The 16110-nt window shown below is 70.1% G+C and carries 15 protein-coding genes; 6 read left to right on the plus strand and 9 right to left on the minus strand.

Annotated elements, in window-relative coordinates:
* Positions 1-132: 132 nt before the first annotated feature.
* The 9 genes from Q0741_RS05790 to Q0741_RS05830 form a co-directional block, all read right to left on the minus strand.
* Positions 133-1104 (minus strand): tripartite tricarboxylate transporter substrate binding protein, encoded by a 972-nt coding sequence (locus Q0741_RS05790; protein WP_298232245.1) that lies wholly within the window; start codon positions 1102-1104, stop codon positions 133-135.
* Between the two features lie 216 nt (positions 1105-1320).
* A complete protein-coding gene (locus Q0741_RS05795; protein ID WP_298232246.1) occupies positions 1321-2598 on the minus strand; it encodes a glycerate kinase in 1278 nt (425 codons plus the stop codon).
* A gap of 161 nt (positions 2599-2759) precedes the next feature.
* The gene (locus tag Q0741_RS05800; RefSeq protein ID WP_298232247.1) at positions 2760-3659 is read right to left on the minus strand and encodes a 2-hydroxy-3-oxopropionate reductase; all 900 of its coding nucleotides are present in this window, start codon (positions 3657-3659) and stop codon (positions 2760-2762) included.
* Between the two features lie 30 nt (positions 3660-3689).
* Positions 3690-4484, minus strand: a complete 795-nt coding sequence (locus tag Q0741_RS05805) for an aldolase/citrate lyase family protein (RefSeq protein ID WP_298232248.1) — start codon at positions 4482-4484, stop codon at positions 3690-3692.
* Between the two features lie 102 nt (positions 4485-4586).
* Positions 4587-5918 (minus strand): glucarate dehydratase, encoded by a 1332-nt coding sequence (gene gudD, locus Q0741_RS05810; protein WP_298232249.1) that lies wholly within the window; start codon positions 5916-5918, stop codon positions 4587-4589.
* A 73-nt stretch (positions 5919-5991) separates the two neighbouring features.
* A complete protein-coding gene (locus Q0741_RS05815; protein ID WP_298232250.1) occupies positions 5992-6966 on the minus strand; it encodes a tripartite tricarboxylate transporter substrate binding protein in 975 nt (324 codons plus the stop codon).
* Positions 6967-7221: 255 nt separating this feature from the next.
* Entirely contained in the window at positions 7222-7761 is a 540-nt protein-coding gene (locus Q0741_RS05820; protein ID WP_298232251.1) for a DUF3455 domain-containing protein, read from the minus strand.
* A gap of 140 nt (positions 7762-7901) precedes the next feature.
* Entirely contained in the window at positions 7902-8510 is a 609-nt protein-coding gene (locus Q0741_RS05825; protein ID WP_298232252.1) for a PH domain-containing protein, read from the minus strand.
* A 283-nt stretch (positions 8511-8793) separates the two neighbouring features.
* A complete protein-coding gene (locus tag Q0741_RS05830) occupies positions 8794-9513 on the minus strand; it encodes a FadR/GntR family transcriptional regulator (protein ID WP_298232253.1) in 720 nt (239 codons plus the stop codon).
* A 138-nt stretch (positions 9514-9651) separates the two neighbouring features.
* Here Q0741_RS05830 and Q0741_RS05835 point away from each other — a divergent pair, with 138 nt between their 5' ends.
* The 6 genes from Q0741_RS05835 (at position 9652) to garD (ending at position 16084) form a co-directional block, all read left to right on the plus strand.
* Positions 9652-10482: an NAD(P)-dependent oxidoreductase gene (locus Q0741_RS05835; RefSeq protein ID WP_298232254.1), complete on the plus strand. Its 831-nt coding sequence runs from the start codon at positions 9652-9654 to the stop codon at positions 10480-10482.
* Positions 10483-10502: 20 nt separating this feature from the next.
* Positions 10503-11408 carry an SMP-30/gluconolactonase/LRE family protein gene (locus Q0741_RS05840; protein ID WP_298232255.1) on the plus strand — a complete coding sequence of 302 codons (906 nt, stop codon included), beginning with the start codon at positions 10503-10505 and terminating at the stop codon, positions 11406-11408.
* 40 nt (positions 11409-11448) lie between these two features.
* Positions 11449-12414, plus strand: coding sequence for a TRAP transporter substrate-binding protein (locus Q0741_RS05845; protein ID WP_298232256.1), 966 nt, complete (start codon positions 11449-11451; stop codon positions 12412-12414).
* A 91-nt stretch (positions 12415-12505) separates the two neighbouring features.
* On the plus strand, positions 12506-13099 hold the full coding sequence (locus Q0741_RS05850; RefSeq protein WP_298232257.1) for a TRAP transporter small permease: 594 nt from the start codon (positions 12506-12508) through the stop codon (positions 13097-13099).
* Positions 13090-14379, plus strand: coding sequence for a TRAP transporter large permease (locus Q0741_RS05855; protein WP_298232258.1), 1290 nt, complete (start codon positions 13090-13092; stop codon positions 14377-14379). Before Q0741_RS05850 ends, Q0741_RS05855 begins: the two co-directional genes overlap by 10 nt.
* 127 nt (positions 14380-14506) lie before the next feature.
* Positions 14507-16084 carry a galactarate dehydratase gene (gene garD, locus Q0741_RS05860; RefSeq protein ID WP_298232259.1) on the plus strand — a complete coding sequence of 526 codons (1578 nt, stop codon included), beginning with the start codon at positions 14507-14509 and terminating at the stop codon, positions 16082-16084.
* Positions 16085-16110: the final 26 nt, after the last annotated feature.

The following is a 16110-nucleotide window of genomic DNA, read 5'->3' on the forward strand; positions in this document are numbered from 1 at the left end:
GGCGGGCCTCCACGAGTCACGCGGTACAGCCCGGCAGGCGTGGACGCCCGCCTTCGCGGGCGTGACGAATTTCTTTTGTTTGCGGTTGCGGATTCGTATGAAAAAGCCGACCCCGCGGCCGGCCTCGGCGCGTCACTCGATCTTGATGTTGGCCGCCTTGATGAGCTGCGCCCACTTGGCGACCTCGGCCTTCTGGAAGGCGGTGAACTGCTCGGTGCCCATCTGCCCGGCCTCCATGCCCAGCTTGGCCAGGCGCTCCTTCACGTCGGGCTGGGCCAGGATCTTGTTGACCTCGTCATGCAGCCGCTGCTGGATCGCCTTCGGGGTGCCCGCGGGTGCGAAGATGGCCTGCCACGACACCACCTCGTAGCCCGGCACCGTCTCGGCCAGCGTGGGCACGTTGGGCATGCTGGACAGCCGCTTGGGCGAGGTCACGGCCAGCGCGCGCAGCTTGCCCGACTCGATGTGCGGACCGGCCACCACGGTGGTGTCGAACATCATGTCCACCTGCCCCGCCATCACGTCCTGGATCGCCGGGGCGCTGCCCTTGTAGGGAATGTGGTCGATGCCGATGCCGGTCTTGAACTTCAGCAGCTCCAGCGCCAGGTGCTGCGAGGTGCCGTTGCCGGCCGAGGCCGAGGTCATCGGCTTCTTGGCCTTGCCCGCGGCGATCACGTCGGCCACGGTCTTGTAGGGGCTGTCCTGGCGCGTGACCAGCACCACCGGGTTGGTGCCGATGAGCGCCACGGGCACGAAGGACGTCACCGGGTCGTAGCCCAGCTTCGAGTAGAGGCTGACGTTGATCGCGTGCGAGCTGATGGTGCCGCCCAGGATGGTGTAGCCGTCAGGCGCCGCGCGCGCGACCTGCTCCGAGCCCACGCTGCCGCCGGCGCCGGCCTTGTTGTCCACGATCACCGTGGTGCCCAGCGCCGGGCCCAGCTTCTGCGCGATCAGCCGCGCCACGATGTCGCTGGTGCCGCCGGCCGGAAAGGCGACGACGTAGGTGATGGGTTTCGAAGGCCACTGGTCCTGCGCCTGCGCGACCGGCAGCGCGGCGGCCAGGGCCAGGGCGGCCACGGTCAGGGTTCGACGGGTGCGGTTCATGGTTTGTCTCCTCTGGGAATTTGTGGGAAATACAGGTGCTGCGGCCCCAGCTCCTCCAGCCGGTTGATGCCCAGCAGCCCCATGTCGGCATGGACCACAGGAAGCGCCGCAGCGCGCGCGGCGCCACGGCCACCGCGGGCTCCACCGGTGTGGCGGCCCTCGGGGCCGGGCTCTGCATCGGGACGGCCATGGGCTGCTGCGGCACCTGTGTCCGCGTCACGCCGCCGGGGCGTCGATGACGATGGCCCGGAAGTCGTTGACGTTGGTCAGCGTCGGGCCGGTGACCACGGAATCCCCCAGCGCCTGGAAGAAGCCGTGCCCGTCGTTGTCGTCCAGGCTGGCGCGCGGGTTGATGCCCTGCGCCCAGGCGCGCGCCAGGGTGTCGGGCGTGATCACGGCGCCGGCGATCTCCTCGGCGCCGTCCACGCCGTCGGTGTCGCCCGCCAGCGCGTGCACGCCCGGCAGAGCGTCCAGCGCCACCGCCATGGACAGCAGGCATTCCACGTTGCGCCCGCCACGGCCCTGGCCGCGCAGCGTCACCGTGGTCTCGCCGCCGGACAGCAGCACGCAGGGCACCTGGAACGGCTGCCCATGGGTGACGACCTGGCGCGCCAGGCCCGCGAGCACCTTGCCCACGTCGCGCGCCTCGCCTTCGAGGCTGTCGCCCAGGATGTAGGGCGTCATGCCCGCCTCGCGCGCCACCGCCGCGGCGGCCTCCAGCGCGATCTGCGGCGCGGTGATCATGCGGGTTTCGCAGCGCTGCAGCCGCGGGTCCTCGGGCTTGACGCTCTCGCTGTCCTCGCGCTCCAGCCAGGCCAGCACCTCGGCCGGCACCTCGATGCGGTACCGGCGGATGATCGCCAGCGCATCGGCGCGGGTGGTGGAGTCGCCCACGGTGGGCCCGGAGGCGATGTCCATGGGGTTGTCGCCGGGCACGTCGGAGATCAGCAGCGTCAGCACCCGCGCCGGGTGGCAGGCCGCGGCCAGGCGCCCGCCCTTGACCGCCGAGAGGTGGCGGCGCACGCAGTTCATCTCGGAGATGGAGGCGCCGCTGGCCAGCAGCGCCTTGTTCACCGCCTGCTTGTGCTCCAGCGTCAGGCCCGGCGCCGGGCCCACCAGCAGCGCGGAGCCGCCGCCGGAGATCAGCGCGATCACGAGGTCGTCGGCCGTGAGGCCGCTGACCAGGGCGCGCACGCGCTCGGTAGCGCGCAGCCCCGCGGCGTCGGGCACCGGGTGCGCGGCCTGCACGATCTCGATGCGCTCGCACGGCACCTCGTAGCCGTAGCGCGTGATGACCAGCCCCTCCAGCGGGCCGTCCCAGTGCTGCTCCAGCGCGCGCGCCATCTCGGCCGAGGCCTTGCCGGCACCGATGACGAGGGTGCGCCCCTTGGGCTTCGCGGGCAGGTGCGGCGGCAGGCACAGCGCGGGCTGCGCGGCGGCGATGGCGGCGTCGAACATGCGGCGCAGCAGGGGGCGGCGGTCGGGGGTGATCATGGACAAATCCTTCGGGTAGGCGGCCAACAACGGTCCTGCCTGTTATCCCGCAAGCTGATGCGCTCCGCGCCCTACTCCGTCATGCCCGCCTTCGCGGGCATGACGACATCTTGTCTTGCGGCCTTCCCTGCAGCACACGCGGCATTGCCAAGCGGCTCAGCTCACCCCTGCGCCACCTCATGGTTCCCCATGATCTCCAGCGCCCGCACCAGCGCCGAGTGGTCGAGGTCGGCCATGCCGTTGGCGGCGAGCACCTGCATCAGCTGCGCGGCGTTGGCGGTCTGCGGCAGCGCCAGGCCCAGCTCGCGCGCGCCCTGCAGCGCCAGGCCCAGGTCCTTCTGGTGCAGCTTGATGCGGAAGCCCGGGTCGAAGGTGCGCTTGATCATGCGCTCGCCGTGCACCTCCAGGATGCGGCTGGAGGCGAAGCCGCCCATCAGCGCCTGGCGCACCTTGGCCGGATCGGCGCCGGCCTTGCTGGCGAAGATCAGCGCCTCGCCCACCGCGGCGATGTTCAGCGCCACGATGATCTGGTTGGCCACCTTGGTGGTCTGGCCGTCGCCGTTGCCGCCCACCAGCGTGATGTTCTTGCCCATCTTCTCCAGCAGCGGGCGCACGCGCTCGAACACCGCCTCGTCGCCGCCGCACATGATGGTCAGCGACGCCGCCTTGGCGCCCACCTCGCCGCCGGAGACCGGCGCGTCGATGTAGTCCGCGCCCAGCGCGTTGATCTTCTGCGCGAAGGTCTTGGTAGCCATCGGCGAGATGGAGCTCATGTCCACGATCACCTTGCGCGGGCCCTTGCTGCCGCCCTGCAGCGCGGTGGCCACGCCGCTCTCGCCGAAGAGCACGGCCTCCACGTCCGGCGTGTCGGGCACCATGGTGAACACCACTTCCGACTCGGCCGTCACTTCCGCGGCGTTGGCGCAGACCTTGGCGCCCGTGGCCGCCACGCTCTGCGGCACCGCGCCGTGCGTGTTGACGAAAAGCTGATGCCCGGCGTTGGCCAGGTGCACCGCCATGGGCGCGCCCATGATCCCGAGGCCGATGAATCCAATGTTCATGTGATCTCCTTTGTCTGGCTTGTGAACGGCTCAGTACGAGCCCGAGCCGGCATCCGCCGGCTTCGGTTGCGCGCGCATCGCGCTGAGGATCTGCTGCGAGCCGGCGGCCAGCAGCCGCGCGTCCGAGCTGACGGTGACGAACTGGAAACCCTTGGCGATGCGCGCCAGCGCCACGTCGGTGCGGCCGTTGTGGATGCCCGCCACCACGCCGTGCGCCTTGGCGCGCTCCAGGATGTAGTCGATGGCCTGCGCCGCCTTGGGGTCCACGTCGTCGAAGGCGGGCTTGCAGCCCAGCGACAGCGACAGGTCCGAGGGACCGATGTAGATCGCGTCGAGCCCTTCGACCGAGAGGATCTCGTCCAGGTTGTCCAGCGCCTGGGCGGTTTCGATCATGGCGAAGCGCACGATCGTGTCGTTGGCCTGCTCGGGGTAATCGGCGCCGCCGTAGTACAGCGCGCGCACCGGGCCGAAGCTGCGCACGCCGCGCGGCGCGTAGCTGGTCCAGGCCACGAGCTTCTGCGCGTCCTCGCGCGTGTTGACCATGGGGCAGATCACGCCGTAGGCGCCCGCGTCCAGGATCTTCATCAGGATGCCCGGCTCCAGCCACGGCGCGCGCACCACCGGCACGGTGTCGGTGGTGGAGATGGCCTGCAGCAGCTGCACCATGGCCTGGTAGTCCACCACGCCGTGCTGCACGTCGATGGTCAGTGTGTCCCAGCCCTGGTGGGCCATGACCTCGGCGGCGAAGCCGTTGGGAATGGCCAGCCAGCCGTTGACGGCGGCGCCGCCGGATTTCCACAGCGTGCGCAAACGGTTCTCTCTCATGGCGTCTCCAGCGTGTTGTCGGGTTCCGGGCCCGGGGCTCGGGCGCGGGTGCGGAAAAAGGCGCCGGCCGGGAGCCGCGGCCCCGGCCGGCGCACGAAGCGCTCAGCGCACCAGGCAGGGCCGCTTGTTGTCGAACTTCCAGCCCGGGATCAGGTACTGCATGGCCACGGCGTCGTCGCGCGCGCCCAGGCCGTGCTGCTGGTACAGCGCGTTGGCCTTCATCACCGCGTCCATGTCCAGCTCCACGCCCAGGCCCGCCTTCCTGGGCACGGCCACCTCGCCGCCCACGATCCGCAGCGGGTTCTTGGTCAGGAACTGGCCGTCCTGCCAGATCCAGTGCGTGTCGATGGCCGTGACGCGACCGGGCACCGCCGCGGCGGCGTGCGTGAACATGGCCAGCGAGACGTCGAAGTGGTTGTTGGAGTGCGAGCCCCAGGTCAGGCCGAAGTCGCGGCAGGTCTGCCCCACGCGCACCGCGCCCTGCATGGTCCAGAAGTGCGGGTCGGCCAGCGGGATGTCCACCGACTGCAGCACCAGCGAGTGCACGAACTGGCGCCAGTCGGTGGCGATCATGTTGGTGGCCGTGGGCAGCCCGGTGGCGCGGCGGAACTCGGCCATCACCTCGCGGCCGGAGAAGCCGCCCTCGGCGCCGCAGGGGTCCTCGGCATAGGCCACCACGCCGTGCATGTCGCGCATCAGGCGGATCGCGTCCTTGAGCAGCCAGCCGCCGTTGGGGTCCAGCGTGATGCGCGCGTCGGGGAAGCGGGCTTTCAAAGCCTTGATGGCCTCGACCTCCTCCTCGCCGCGCAGCACGCCGCCCTTGAGCTTGAAGTCCTGGAAGCCGTAGCGCTTCTGCGCGGCCTCGGCGAGCTTGACGATCCCTTCGGGCGTCATCGCCTCCTCGTGGCGGATGCGTTGCCACTCGTCGGCCGCGTCGGGGTCGCTGTCGTAGGGCAGGTCGGTCTTCCTGCGGTCGCCGATGTAGAAGAGGTAGCCCAGCATCGGCACCGACTCGCGCTGCTGCCCTTCGCCCAGCAGGGCGCACACCGGGACGTCCAGCTCCTGGCCCAGCAGGTCCAGCAGCGCTGATTCCACCGCCGTGACGGCGTGGATGGTGGTGCGCAAGTCAAAGGTCTGCAGGCCGCGGCCGCCGGCGTCGCGGTCGGCGAAGCGGGTGCGGATCTCGGTCAGCACGGCCTGCCAGTCGCCCACCTTGCGGCCCACGACGATCTCGCCCGCATCCTCCAGCGTCTGGCGAATGGCCTCGCCGCCGGGCACCTCGCCCACGCCGGTGCGGCCGGCGCTGTCGGTGAGCACCAGCAGGTTGCGCGTGAAGTACGGGCCGTGCGCGCCGCTGAGGTTGAGCAGCATGCTGTCGCGGCCGGCAACGGGAATGGCCTTCAGGGAGACGACGGTGGGCGTGGAGGTGGGCATGGCGGGCGGGAAGTTGGCGCCCTCCCCCGCCGTGCGGGAGAAGGCTGTGCGGGAACGGGGCGGGGGCGGGACTTCAGTCCGCGCTGATCTTCCGGGTCTCGATCACGTTCTTCCAGCGCGCGTACTCGGCGGCCTGGAACTTCGCGAACTGCTCGGGCGTGTTGGCCACGATCTCGAAGCCCTGATCGGTGAGCTTGGACTTCACGGCCGGCTCGTTGAGCACGGCGGCGATGTGGGTGACCAGCTTGGTCTTGACTTCGGCGGGCAGGCCCTTGGGCGCGGCGATGGCCTGCCACGAGTAGACGTCCACGCCCTTGACGCCGGCCTCGGCCAGCGTGGGCACCTGCGGCAGCAGCGCGGCGCGCTTGTCGCCCGTGACGGCCAGCGCGCGCAGCTTGCCCGCGGCGATGTGCTGCTGCACGGCGTTGATGTTCTGGAACGAGGCGTCCACCACCGCGCCCAGCAAGTCCGTGATGGCCGGCGCGCCGCCCTTGTAGGGCACGTGCGAGCCCTGGGTGCCGGTCTGGGCCCAGAACAGCTCGGCCGTGAGGTGGTCCGAGGAGCCGTTGCCCGAGGAGGCAAAGGTCAGCTTGCCCGGCTCCTTCTTCAGCGCGGCCAGCACGTCGCCCGCGGTCTTGTAGGGCGAGGCCGCCGGCACGACCAGGACGTTCGGGGCCTGGACGGCCACGGTGAGGTAGTCGAAGTCCTTGGTCGCGTCGTAAGGCACGTTCTTGAGCAGGTGCGGCGCGATCACGTAGGGCCCCAGCGAGGCCACCAGCAGCGTGTAGCCGTCCGCCGGCGCGCGCTTGACCTGCGCCGCGCCGATGGTGCCGGTGGCGCCGGCCTTGTTGTCCACCACGAAAGTCTGGCCCAGCCGCGCCTGCAGCCCGGAGGCCAGCGTGCGGGCGATCATGTCGGTGGAGCCGCCCGGCGGGAACGGCACCACCATCGTCACCGGCTTGGCCGGCCAGGCCTGGGCCTGCACGGCCAGGGGAGACAACAGCGCGACACCAGCGAGGGCCGCGGACAACAGGCTTCGACGTTGCATGCTTGGAGTTCCTTGCAAAAGGGGCTGTTCGGTGCCGCCGCAACGGTGCGGCCTGCGCGGCGACGGCAAGGCGCGCTGCCCCGGAGCGGGGACACGCGCCTCGCCTGCCCAGCATGGCCTCAGGCGCCACGACAGCGGACAGCGACTTCACTGATTCTGTTGTCCGTCATCGTACAACTAGGAAATTCGCACCACAAGGCATCGCGGGTTGTGGAGAACACCTAGATGACGCGGCCCGCGGGCTGCCAGGAAAGCTCAGCGCGGGCCGAAGAGGACGTAGTCGGCCGTGTAGGGCACGCGTGAGGAACTGCCGGCCCGCGACGCGCTGCAACCGGTACGGGGCGCGACGCCGCCCACGGTGTGGATGCGCTGCACGCTGCTGACGCGGCTGAAAGTCCCTTCCTTGCCCACGGAGCGGGCGCGCAGCAGCAGCCAGGGAATGGCGCCGGCGGCGGGCGCGTCCACCCGCTCCCGCACGACGCCGACGATGCGGCTGCCGTCGTCAGCCTCCCAGTGCGGCCCCACGTAATGGCGGCCGATGCGCTGGCCGCGCTCGTCGAACAGGTCGGCCTCGGGCGCGACCAGGGCCCACTCGTAGCCCGAGGCATCGGCCTTGAGGCGGCACTCGTAGACCTGCACGCCGCGCGCCGGCACCACCCGCACCAGCCGCTCGTCCGCCGGGGGTCGCAGCTGCTGCGGCACCTCGGGCGCCGGTGCAGGGCCCGGAAGCATGGCGCAGCCGCCAAGGAGAAACGCCGGCAGCGCGGCGAGCAGGCCAGGGGGAAACAGGCGCATGGAACACCTCCGCACAAGGGCTCGGGAACCGTCCCGGGCGCGCAGTGTGGTGCGGCCTGCGCCGCCGCGCCCGGCATGCCCCGGCCGCCGGGACGGCCTTGGCGGCCGGACCGCGCTGCGCGGCGGCTTTTCCATTCCGCTCAGGCGCGGATGTACTTCTCGAACACCTCGCTGAAGTCGCGCCGCGTGTACTCCTGCAGCACCGCGTGGTTGAGGCTGCGCAGCAGCTCGGTGAACTGCCCGGCCAGGCTTTCGCCCGTGCCCGTGCTGCCCAGCTTGTAGGCCGCCGCCGTGGCGTTGAGCGCGTGCAGCGCGTGGCCGCGGCAAACCTCGTCGTGGTGCTGCTGGCGCCCGATGCTGATCAGCGCCTTGTAGATGTCCTTCACCTGCTCGACGAAGCTTTTCCTCACGTCGATGCTGAAAGGCATGGCGCCGATGGCGAACTTCAGCTCCAGGTCCATGTCCAGCGTGCCCGCGGTCTCCAGCGTCACGCCGGTGACGGCATGGCTGGCGTACTCGTAGCGCTTGATGGAACGCTTGGACGACACGGCCGACTCGCCGTCCACGTGGATCAGCGCGAAATTGGTGAAGCAGTACTCGTCCTTCTTCGACTTGATGAGGAAGAAGATGCGCTCGCCGTCCTCGTGGAACAGGTAGTCGTCGGCATCCACGCCGCCGAAGTCCTTGGGCTGGACGATGGTGCCGATGTCGCTGAGGCCCAAGGCCTCGGAAGCAAGCTTCTTGAACATGGTGCGGTCCCTTGCGAGGTGATGGAAGACGGGCCGCGGACAGGCTGCCGCGGCAGGGGGCCCGGTCGGGCCCGGCCCGGATGCGCACCCTGCGCCGTCCCCGGCGTCGCCGTCAACCTTCCCGGGCCTCCGGCAGCGCCGCCGCGTCGCTCTCGCCGCCGCACGGCGCGGCGCGGCTCCAGCGGCCCGCGGCATGCCCCCTTGCCCGGCGCGAATGCAGGAGAAGCCGATATATGACCTGGAGCACGCGCGCCCTGCCGCCCTGCGGCGGCCGGCAATGGGGTCAGTTCTTCTCGCCCGCGGCGCGGCGGCGGCGTTCGCGGCTGTTGGCCAGGTGCGTGCGCATGGCCGCGCGCGCGGCCTCCGGGTCCTGGCGCAGGATCGCGTCGTAGATGCTCTGGTGCTCGCCGTTGGTGCGCAGCAGGTAGGCCTGCAGCTCGGCGCTGGTCTCGTTGCCCAGCCGCGCGCGCGGGATGATCTTGGCGCCCAGCGAACTCAGCAGCTCGGCGAAGTGGCCGTTCTGCGTGGCGCGCGCGATCTCCAGGTGGAAGCCGAAGTCCGGCCCCACCGCGTCGCGCCCTTCCGCCACCGCCGCGGCGAAGGCGTCCAGCGCGCTGCGCATCTCGCGCAGGTTCTCCTCGGTGCGGCGCACGGCCGCCAGCGCCGCGGCCTCGGTCTCCAGCCCGATGCGCAGCTCCAGCACCGCGATCACGTCGCGCAGCGTCTCCAGCTGCTCCGGCGTGATGCGGAACGACGCCTCGCCCGGCCCCACCACGAAGGTGCCCACGCCGTGGCGCGTCTCCACCAGCCCCGCGGCCTGCAGCTTGGAAATCGCCTCCCGCACCACGGTGCGGCTGACACCGAACTCCGCCATCACCGCCGCCTCGGTGGGCAGCTTGTGGCCCGGCGCCAGCGCGCCCTCGCGGATGCGCTCGGTCAGCGCCTCGACCAGTTCCTGAGCCAGCGAGCGCGGTCTCTTGCGCGCGGACAACACGGTGTTCATGACTAGTGAAACCCCCTAAGGACTGCGCCTTGACAGTCAAGGCGCGAAAAACTCAAATAGTTGTACGACAACAGACGACATACGACAAGCGCGGTTTTCCACTCGACCCTGTCGTGACCACCCGGAGTTTCGAACACCATGCTGACTGAGCCTGTCACCGCCCTTCGCTTTCATCGGCTGCTGTTGACCGGCGCCGCCGGCGGCCTGGGGCGCGAGCTGCGCCAGCGCCTCAAGCGCTACTGCGACGTGCTGCGCCTGTCGGACGTGGCCCCGCTGGGCGAGGCCGCCGAGGGCGAGGAGCTGGTGCCCGCGCCGCTGCAGGACAAGGCGGCCGTGCACGCGCTGCTCAAGGACGTGGACGCCGTCGTCCACCTGGGCGGCGTCTCCACCGAGCAGCCCTGGCAGCCGATCCTCGAAGCCAACATCATCGGCACCTACAACCTGTACGAGGCGGCGCGGCTCAACGGCGTCAAGCGCATCTTCTTCGCCAGCTCCAACCACGTCTGCGGCTTCTACAAGCAGAGCGAGGTCATCGGCGTGGACGCTCCCGCGCGCCCGGACGGGCTCTACGGCCTGTCCAAGGCCTTCGGCGAGGACGTGGCGCGGCTGTACTTCGACCGCTTCGGCATCGAGACCGCCTGCGTGCGCATCGGCTCCTCCTTCCCCGAGCCGCGCGACCGCCGCATGCTGGCCACCTTCATGAGCTACGACGACCTGGAGCGCCTGGTGCTGGCCGTGCTGACCACGCCGGTGCTGGGTTGCAGCGTCATCTACGGCGTCTCCGACAACCAGACGCGCTTCTATGACAACAGCGGCGCCGCGCACATCGGCTACCGCCCTCGGGACAGCTCCGACCGCTTCCGCGCCGCGCTGGAGGCCAAGCAGCCCAAGCTGGACCTCAACGACCCGGCCGTGATCTACCAGGGCGGCGCCTTCGTGCGCACCGGCCCCTTCGACGACAACGCCTGAGCGCAGCGGGACCAAGGGCCATGAACCCACAGGACCAGGCCGTGGCGGCCGTGGACGAACTGTGCCCCGTGCGCAACCGCGTGGGCGAGAGCCCGGTGTGGAGCGTCGCGGAGCAGGCGCTGTACTGGGTGGACATCGAGGGCCGGGCGCTGCACCGCTTCGACTGGGCCTCGCGCCAGGAGCGCCGCTGGGCGCTGGCCGAGCGCGTGGGCTGCATCGCGCTGCACGCCGAGGGCGGGCTGGTCGCGGGCATGGAGACGGGCGTGTTCCGGCTGCGGCCGGGCGCCGGCGGCGACCTCCGCGCGGAGCTGCTGCAGGCCGTGCGGTTCGCGCAGCCGGGCATGCGCTTCAACGACGGGCGCTGCGACCGCCAGGGCCGCTTCTGGCTCAGCTCCATGGTGATGGACATGGCGCTGGCGCAGCCCGCCGGCGTGCTCTACCGCTATGACGCGCGCGGCCTGGTGCCGATGGTCGAGGGGCTGGTCACGGGCAACGGCCTGGGCTTCAGCCCGGACGGGCGCACGCTGTACCTGTCGGACTCGCACCCCACGGTGCAGCGCGTGTGGGCCTTCGACCTCGATGTCGAGGGCAACCTCTGCAACCGGCGCGAGTTCATCGACATGAACCAGCACCCGGGCCGCCCCGACGGCGCCGCGGTGGACGAGGACGGCGCCTACTGGATCTGCGGCAACGACGCCGGCCAGGTGCACCGCTTCCTGCCCGATGGCCGCCTGGAGCGCTCGCTGCGCCTGCCGCTGAGCAAGCCGGCGATGTGCAGCTTCGGCGGGCCGGCGCTGCGCCACCTCTTCATCACCTCCATCCCGCCCGCGCTGCCTGCCGCGGGCTTCGATGCCGCGCTCGACGGCGCGGTGCTCGTGGCCCAGCCGGGCCCGCGCGGGCTGCCCGAAACGCCCTTCGGCGGCTGATTCCAGGCCTCCACAACCATTTCTCACGGAGACACGCACCATGTTCAAGCAACTGCCCCTCGCCATGGCCGCCGCGCTGGTCGCCCTCGGCGCGCAAGCCAAGGAACTCCGCTCCGCCGACGTGCACAACAGCGACGACTACCCCACCGTCGCGGCCGTGAAGCACATGAGCCAGGTGCTCGAACAGAAGAGCGGCGGCAAGTACAGGATCAAGGTCTTCAACAAGAGCGCCCTGGGCAGCGAGAAGGAGACGCTGGACCAGGTCAAGATCGGCGCGCTGGAGATGAACCGCGTCAACATCTCGTCGCTGAACTCCATGTGCCCGAAGTCGCTGGTGCCCACGCTGCCCTTCCTGTTCAACAGCGTCGAGCACATGCACAAGGTGCTGGACGGCCCGGTGGGCGAGGAGATCCTCAAGGGCTGCGAGCACGAGGGCCTGGTGGGCCTGGCCTTCTACGACAGCGGCGCGCGCAGCATCTACGCCAAGAAGCCCGTGCGCACCCTGGCCGACGCCAAGGGCATGAAGATTCGCGTGCAACCTTCGGACCTGTGGGTGGCCGTGGCCTCCGCGATGGGCGCCAACGCCACGCCCATGCCCACCGGCGAGGTCTACACCGCGCTCAAGACCGGCCTGATCGACGCCGCCGAGAACAACATCCCGTCCTACGAGGGCTTCAAGCACTACGAGGCGGTGAAGGTCTACTCCAAGACCATGCATTCCATGGCGCCGGAGATGCTGGTGATGAGCAAGGCCGTGTTCGACAAGCTGCCCAAGGCCGACCAGGATCTGTTCCGCGCCGCGGCCAAGGAGTCGGTGGACTTCCAGCGCAAGAAGTGGGCCGAGGCCGAGGCCAAGGCGCTGGAGATCGTGACCAAGGGCGGCGCGCAGATCGTCTCCGACGTGGACCTGGCCTCCTTCAAGTCCGCCATGGCCCCGGTGTACGCCAAGTTCGCCAGCACGCCCGACCTGCAGCGCCTGGTCAAGGCCGCGCAGGACACCAAGTAAGCCGTTCCTCCAGGGCGCCGGCGGCTTCGCCGGCGCCCCTTGACGCGGGCCGCGCCGCCTCGGCGCGGTCCGCCTTTTCTGGAGACTCCCCATGACACCCGCCGCCCTACCGGCCACCGTCGCGGACAACGAGAACGTCAACGCCGCAACGGGCACGCCGCTGACGGCCGCCCACGCGCGTCCGCCCTCCACCCACCTCTATTCGCGCTTTTGCGCCTTCCTGTCCAAGTCCAGCCTGGTGCTGGCCGTGATCGGGCTCATCGCCCTGATCCTGTGCGTGCAGTTCCAGGTCGTCGGCCGCTACATCTTCAACGACACGCCCACCTGGGCCGAGGCCCTGGCGCTGCAGCTCGTGCTCTACATCACCGCGCTGGGCGTGGCGGTGGGCGTGCGCGACGCCGGCCACATCGGGCTGGAGTCGCTGGTGGTGCTGCTGCCCGATGCCTGGCGGCAGCGCGTGGAGATCCTCATCCACGGCTTCGTCATCCTCTTCGGCGCCATCATGGCCAAGAGCGGCTGGCTGTGGACCACCCTGAAGTGGAGCGACATCAAGCCCATGCTGGGCGTGCCCGTGGGCGCCGACTACCTCGCGCTCGTGGTGGCGGGCGTGCTGATCGTTCTCTTCTCCATCGAACACATCATCGCGCTCGTGCGCGGCGAGGAAGTGGTGCCGGCATGGAACTGACCGTCCTCTCCATCAGCTTCGCCATCCTGCTCGTCCTGGGCGTGCCGGTGGCGTTCTCCATCGGCCTGGCCTCCGTCGCCACCGTGCTGTACTCGGGCATGCCCGTGGAGATCGTGTTCCAGAAGATGGTCGGCGGCATGCAGGTGTTCTCCTTCCTGGCCATCCCGTTCTTCGTCTTCGCCGGCGAGCTCATGCTCTACGGCGGCATCGCCGACCGCATCGTGCGCTTCGCCAACTCGCTGGTGGGCCACGTGCGCGGCGGCCTGGGCATGAGCAACGTCGTGGGCTGCACGCTCTTCGGCGGCGTGGCGGGCTCGGCGCTGGCCGACGTCTCGGCCATGGGCTCGGTGATGATCCCGCTGATGAAGAAGGAAGGCTACGACGCCGATTACGCCGTCAACGTCACGACGCACTCGGCGCTGGTGGGCGTGCTCATGCCCACCTCGCACAACCTCATCATCTTCACGCTGGCCACCACCGGCATCGCCTCGGTGAGCGTGCTCAGCCTGATCCTGGCGGGCATCATCCCGGCGCTGCTGCTGACCCTCTGCAACCTGGCCGCGGCCTACTACGTGGCGCGCAAGCGCGGCTATCCCACCCGCGGCGGCTTCCCCGGCTGGATGGAAGTGGTCCGCGCCTTCCTGGGCGCGCTGCCGGGCCTGCTGATCGTGGTGATCATCCTCGCGGGCATCCTCTCGGGCATCTTCACCGCCACCGAATCGGCCGCCACGGCCGTGTTCTGGGCGCTGCTGGTCACGGCCATCGTCTACAAGACGCTGTCGTGGAAGGACTTCCTCAAGGCCTGCGCCAAGGCCTGCAAGGCCACCGGCGTGGTGCTGCTGCTCATCGGCATCTCCAGCGCCTTCGGCTACTTCATGGCCCTGTACGAAGTGCCGCAGAAGACCGGCGAGCTGATGCAGTCCGTGACGGACAACCCGCTGTTGATCTTCCTGATGATCAACCTGCTGCTGTTCATCCTGGGCACCTTCCTCGACATGGCCGCCACCATCCTGGTGTGCACGCCGATCTTCCTGCCCATCGCCGTGCAGTTCGGCATGGACCCGGTGCAGTTCGGCATCGTCATGCTCATCAACTGCGCGCTGGGCCTGAACACGCCGCCCGTGGGCGTGACGCAGTTCGTGGGCTGCGCCATCGGCCAGATCTCGGTGGGCCAGGTGATGAAGTCCATCCTGCCCTTCTACACCGCGCTGACCGTCTGCCTCTTGCTGGTGACCTACGTGCCGGCCTTCTCGCTGTGGCTGCCCAACATGTTCCGATGAGGGTCCCGCGGCCGCGCCGCTTGCCGGCGCGCACCGCCCCGCCCTCCCCTTCCCGTTGAACCCGCGGCCGGCAAGCTCCTCCCCACAGGGCTTCCGGCCGCGCCCCGTTTGAAGCAGGATCCTTCACATGACCGCCTCCTCCGCACCGCTGCTCATCCGCATGCATGCGAACGACAACGTCGCCATCGTCGCCAACGACGGCGGCCTGGGCGCCGGCACCGAGCTGCCCGACGGCCTGGTGCTGCGCGAGCACGTGCCCCAGGGCCACAAGGTGGCGCTGGTGGACTTCAAGGCCGGCGACGCCGTGCGCCGCTACGACGTGCCCATTGGTTTCGCCCTCGACGACATTCCCGCCGGCAGCTGGGTGCACGAGCGCCGGCTGCAGATGCCCGAGGCGCGCGGCCTCGAAGACCTGCCCATGGCCACGCGCAAGGTCGAGCTGCCGCCGCTGGAGGGTTTCACTTTCGAAGGCTTCCGCAACCCGGACGGCTCGGTGGGCACGCGCAACCTGCTCGCGATCACGACGACGGTGCAATGCGTGGCCGGCGTGCTGGAGCACGCGGTCAAGCGCATCCGCGAGGAGCTGCTGCCCAAGTACCCCAACGTGGACGACGTGGTGGGCCTGGAGCACGGCTACGGCTGCGGCGTGGCCATCGACGCGCCTGACGCGGTGATTCCCATCCGCACCCTGCGCCACATCTCGCTGAACCCGAACTTCGGCGGCGAGGTGATGGTGGTGAGCCTGGGCTGCGAGAAGCTGCAGCCCGAGCGGCTGCTGCCGCCGGGCGTGATCCCGCTGGTGGACGAGCGCAACGTGGCCGACATCGGCAACAACGCCGGGCCCGGGCTGGACGTGGTGACGCTGCAGGAGCAGGACGGCTTCGGCCCGATGATCGCCACCATCATGGCGCGCGCCGAGGTGCACCTGGAGCGCCTGAACGCCCGCCACCGCGAGACGGTGCCGGCCTCGGAGCTGGTCGTGGGCGTGCAGTGCGGCGGCAGCGACGCCTTCAGCGGCGTCACCGCCAACCCGGCGGTGGGCTTCTGCGCCGACCTGCTGGTGCGCGCCGGCGCCACCGTGATGTTCTCTGAGACTACCGAGGTGCGCGACGGCGTGGCGCAGCTCACCGCGCGCGCGGCCACGCCGGAGATCGCGCAGGCCGTGGTGCGCGAGATGGCCTGGTACGACGACTACCTGCAGCGCGGCAGCGTGGACCGCAGCGCCAACACCACGCCGGGCAACAAGAAGGGCGGCCTGTCCAACATCGTCGAGAAGGCGATGGGCTCGATCGTCAAGTCGGGCTCCGCGCCCATCAGCGGCGTGCTCTCGCCGGGCGAGAAGCTCAACGGCAGGAAGGGGCTGATCTACGCGGCCACGCCGGCGTCGGACTTCATCTGCGGCACGCTGCAGCTGGCCGCGGGCATGAACCTGCACGTGTTCACCACCGGCCGCGGCACGCCCTACGGGCTGGCGGAGGTGCCGGTGATCAAGGTCGCCACGCGCAGCGACCTGGCGCGGCGCTGGCACGACCTGATGGACGTGAACGCCGGCCTCATCGCCGACGGCCAGGCCAGCATCGAGGACATGGGCTGGCACCTGTTCCGCCTGATGCTGGAGGTGGCCAGCGGGCGCAAGAAGACCTGGGCCGAGCAGCACAAGCTGCACAACGCGCTGGTGCTGTTCAATCCGGCGCCGGTGACCTGATCGGCCTGTTCCCTGTATCGAAGAAA

The sequence above is a fragment of the uncultured Azohydromonas sp. genome (assembly GCF_937926365.1).
GTDB lineage: Bacteria > Pseudomonadota > Gammaproteobacteria > Burkholderiales > Burkholderiaceae_C > Azohydromonas.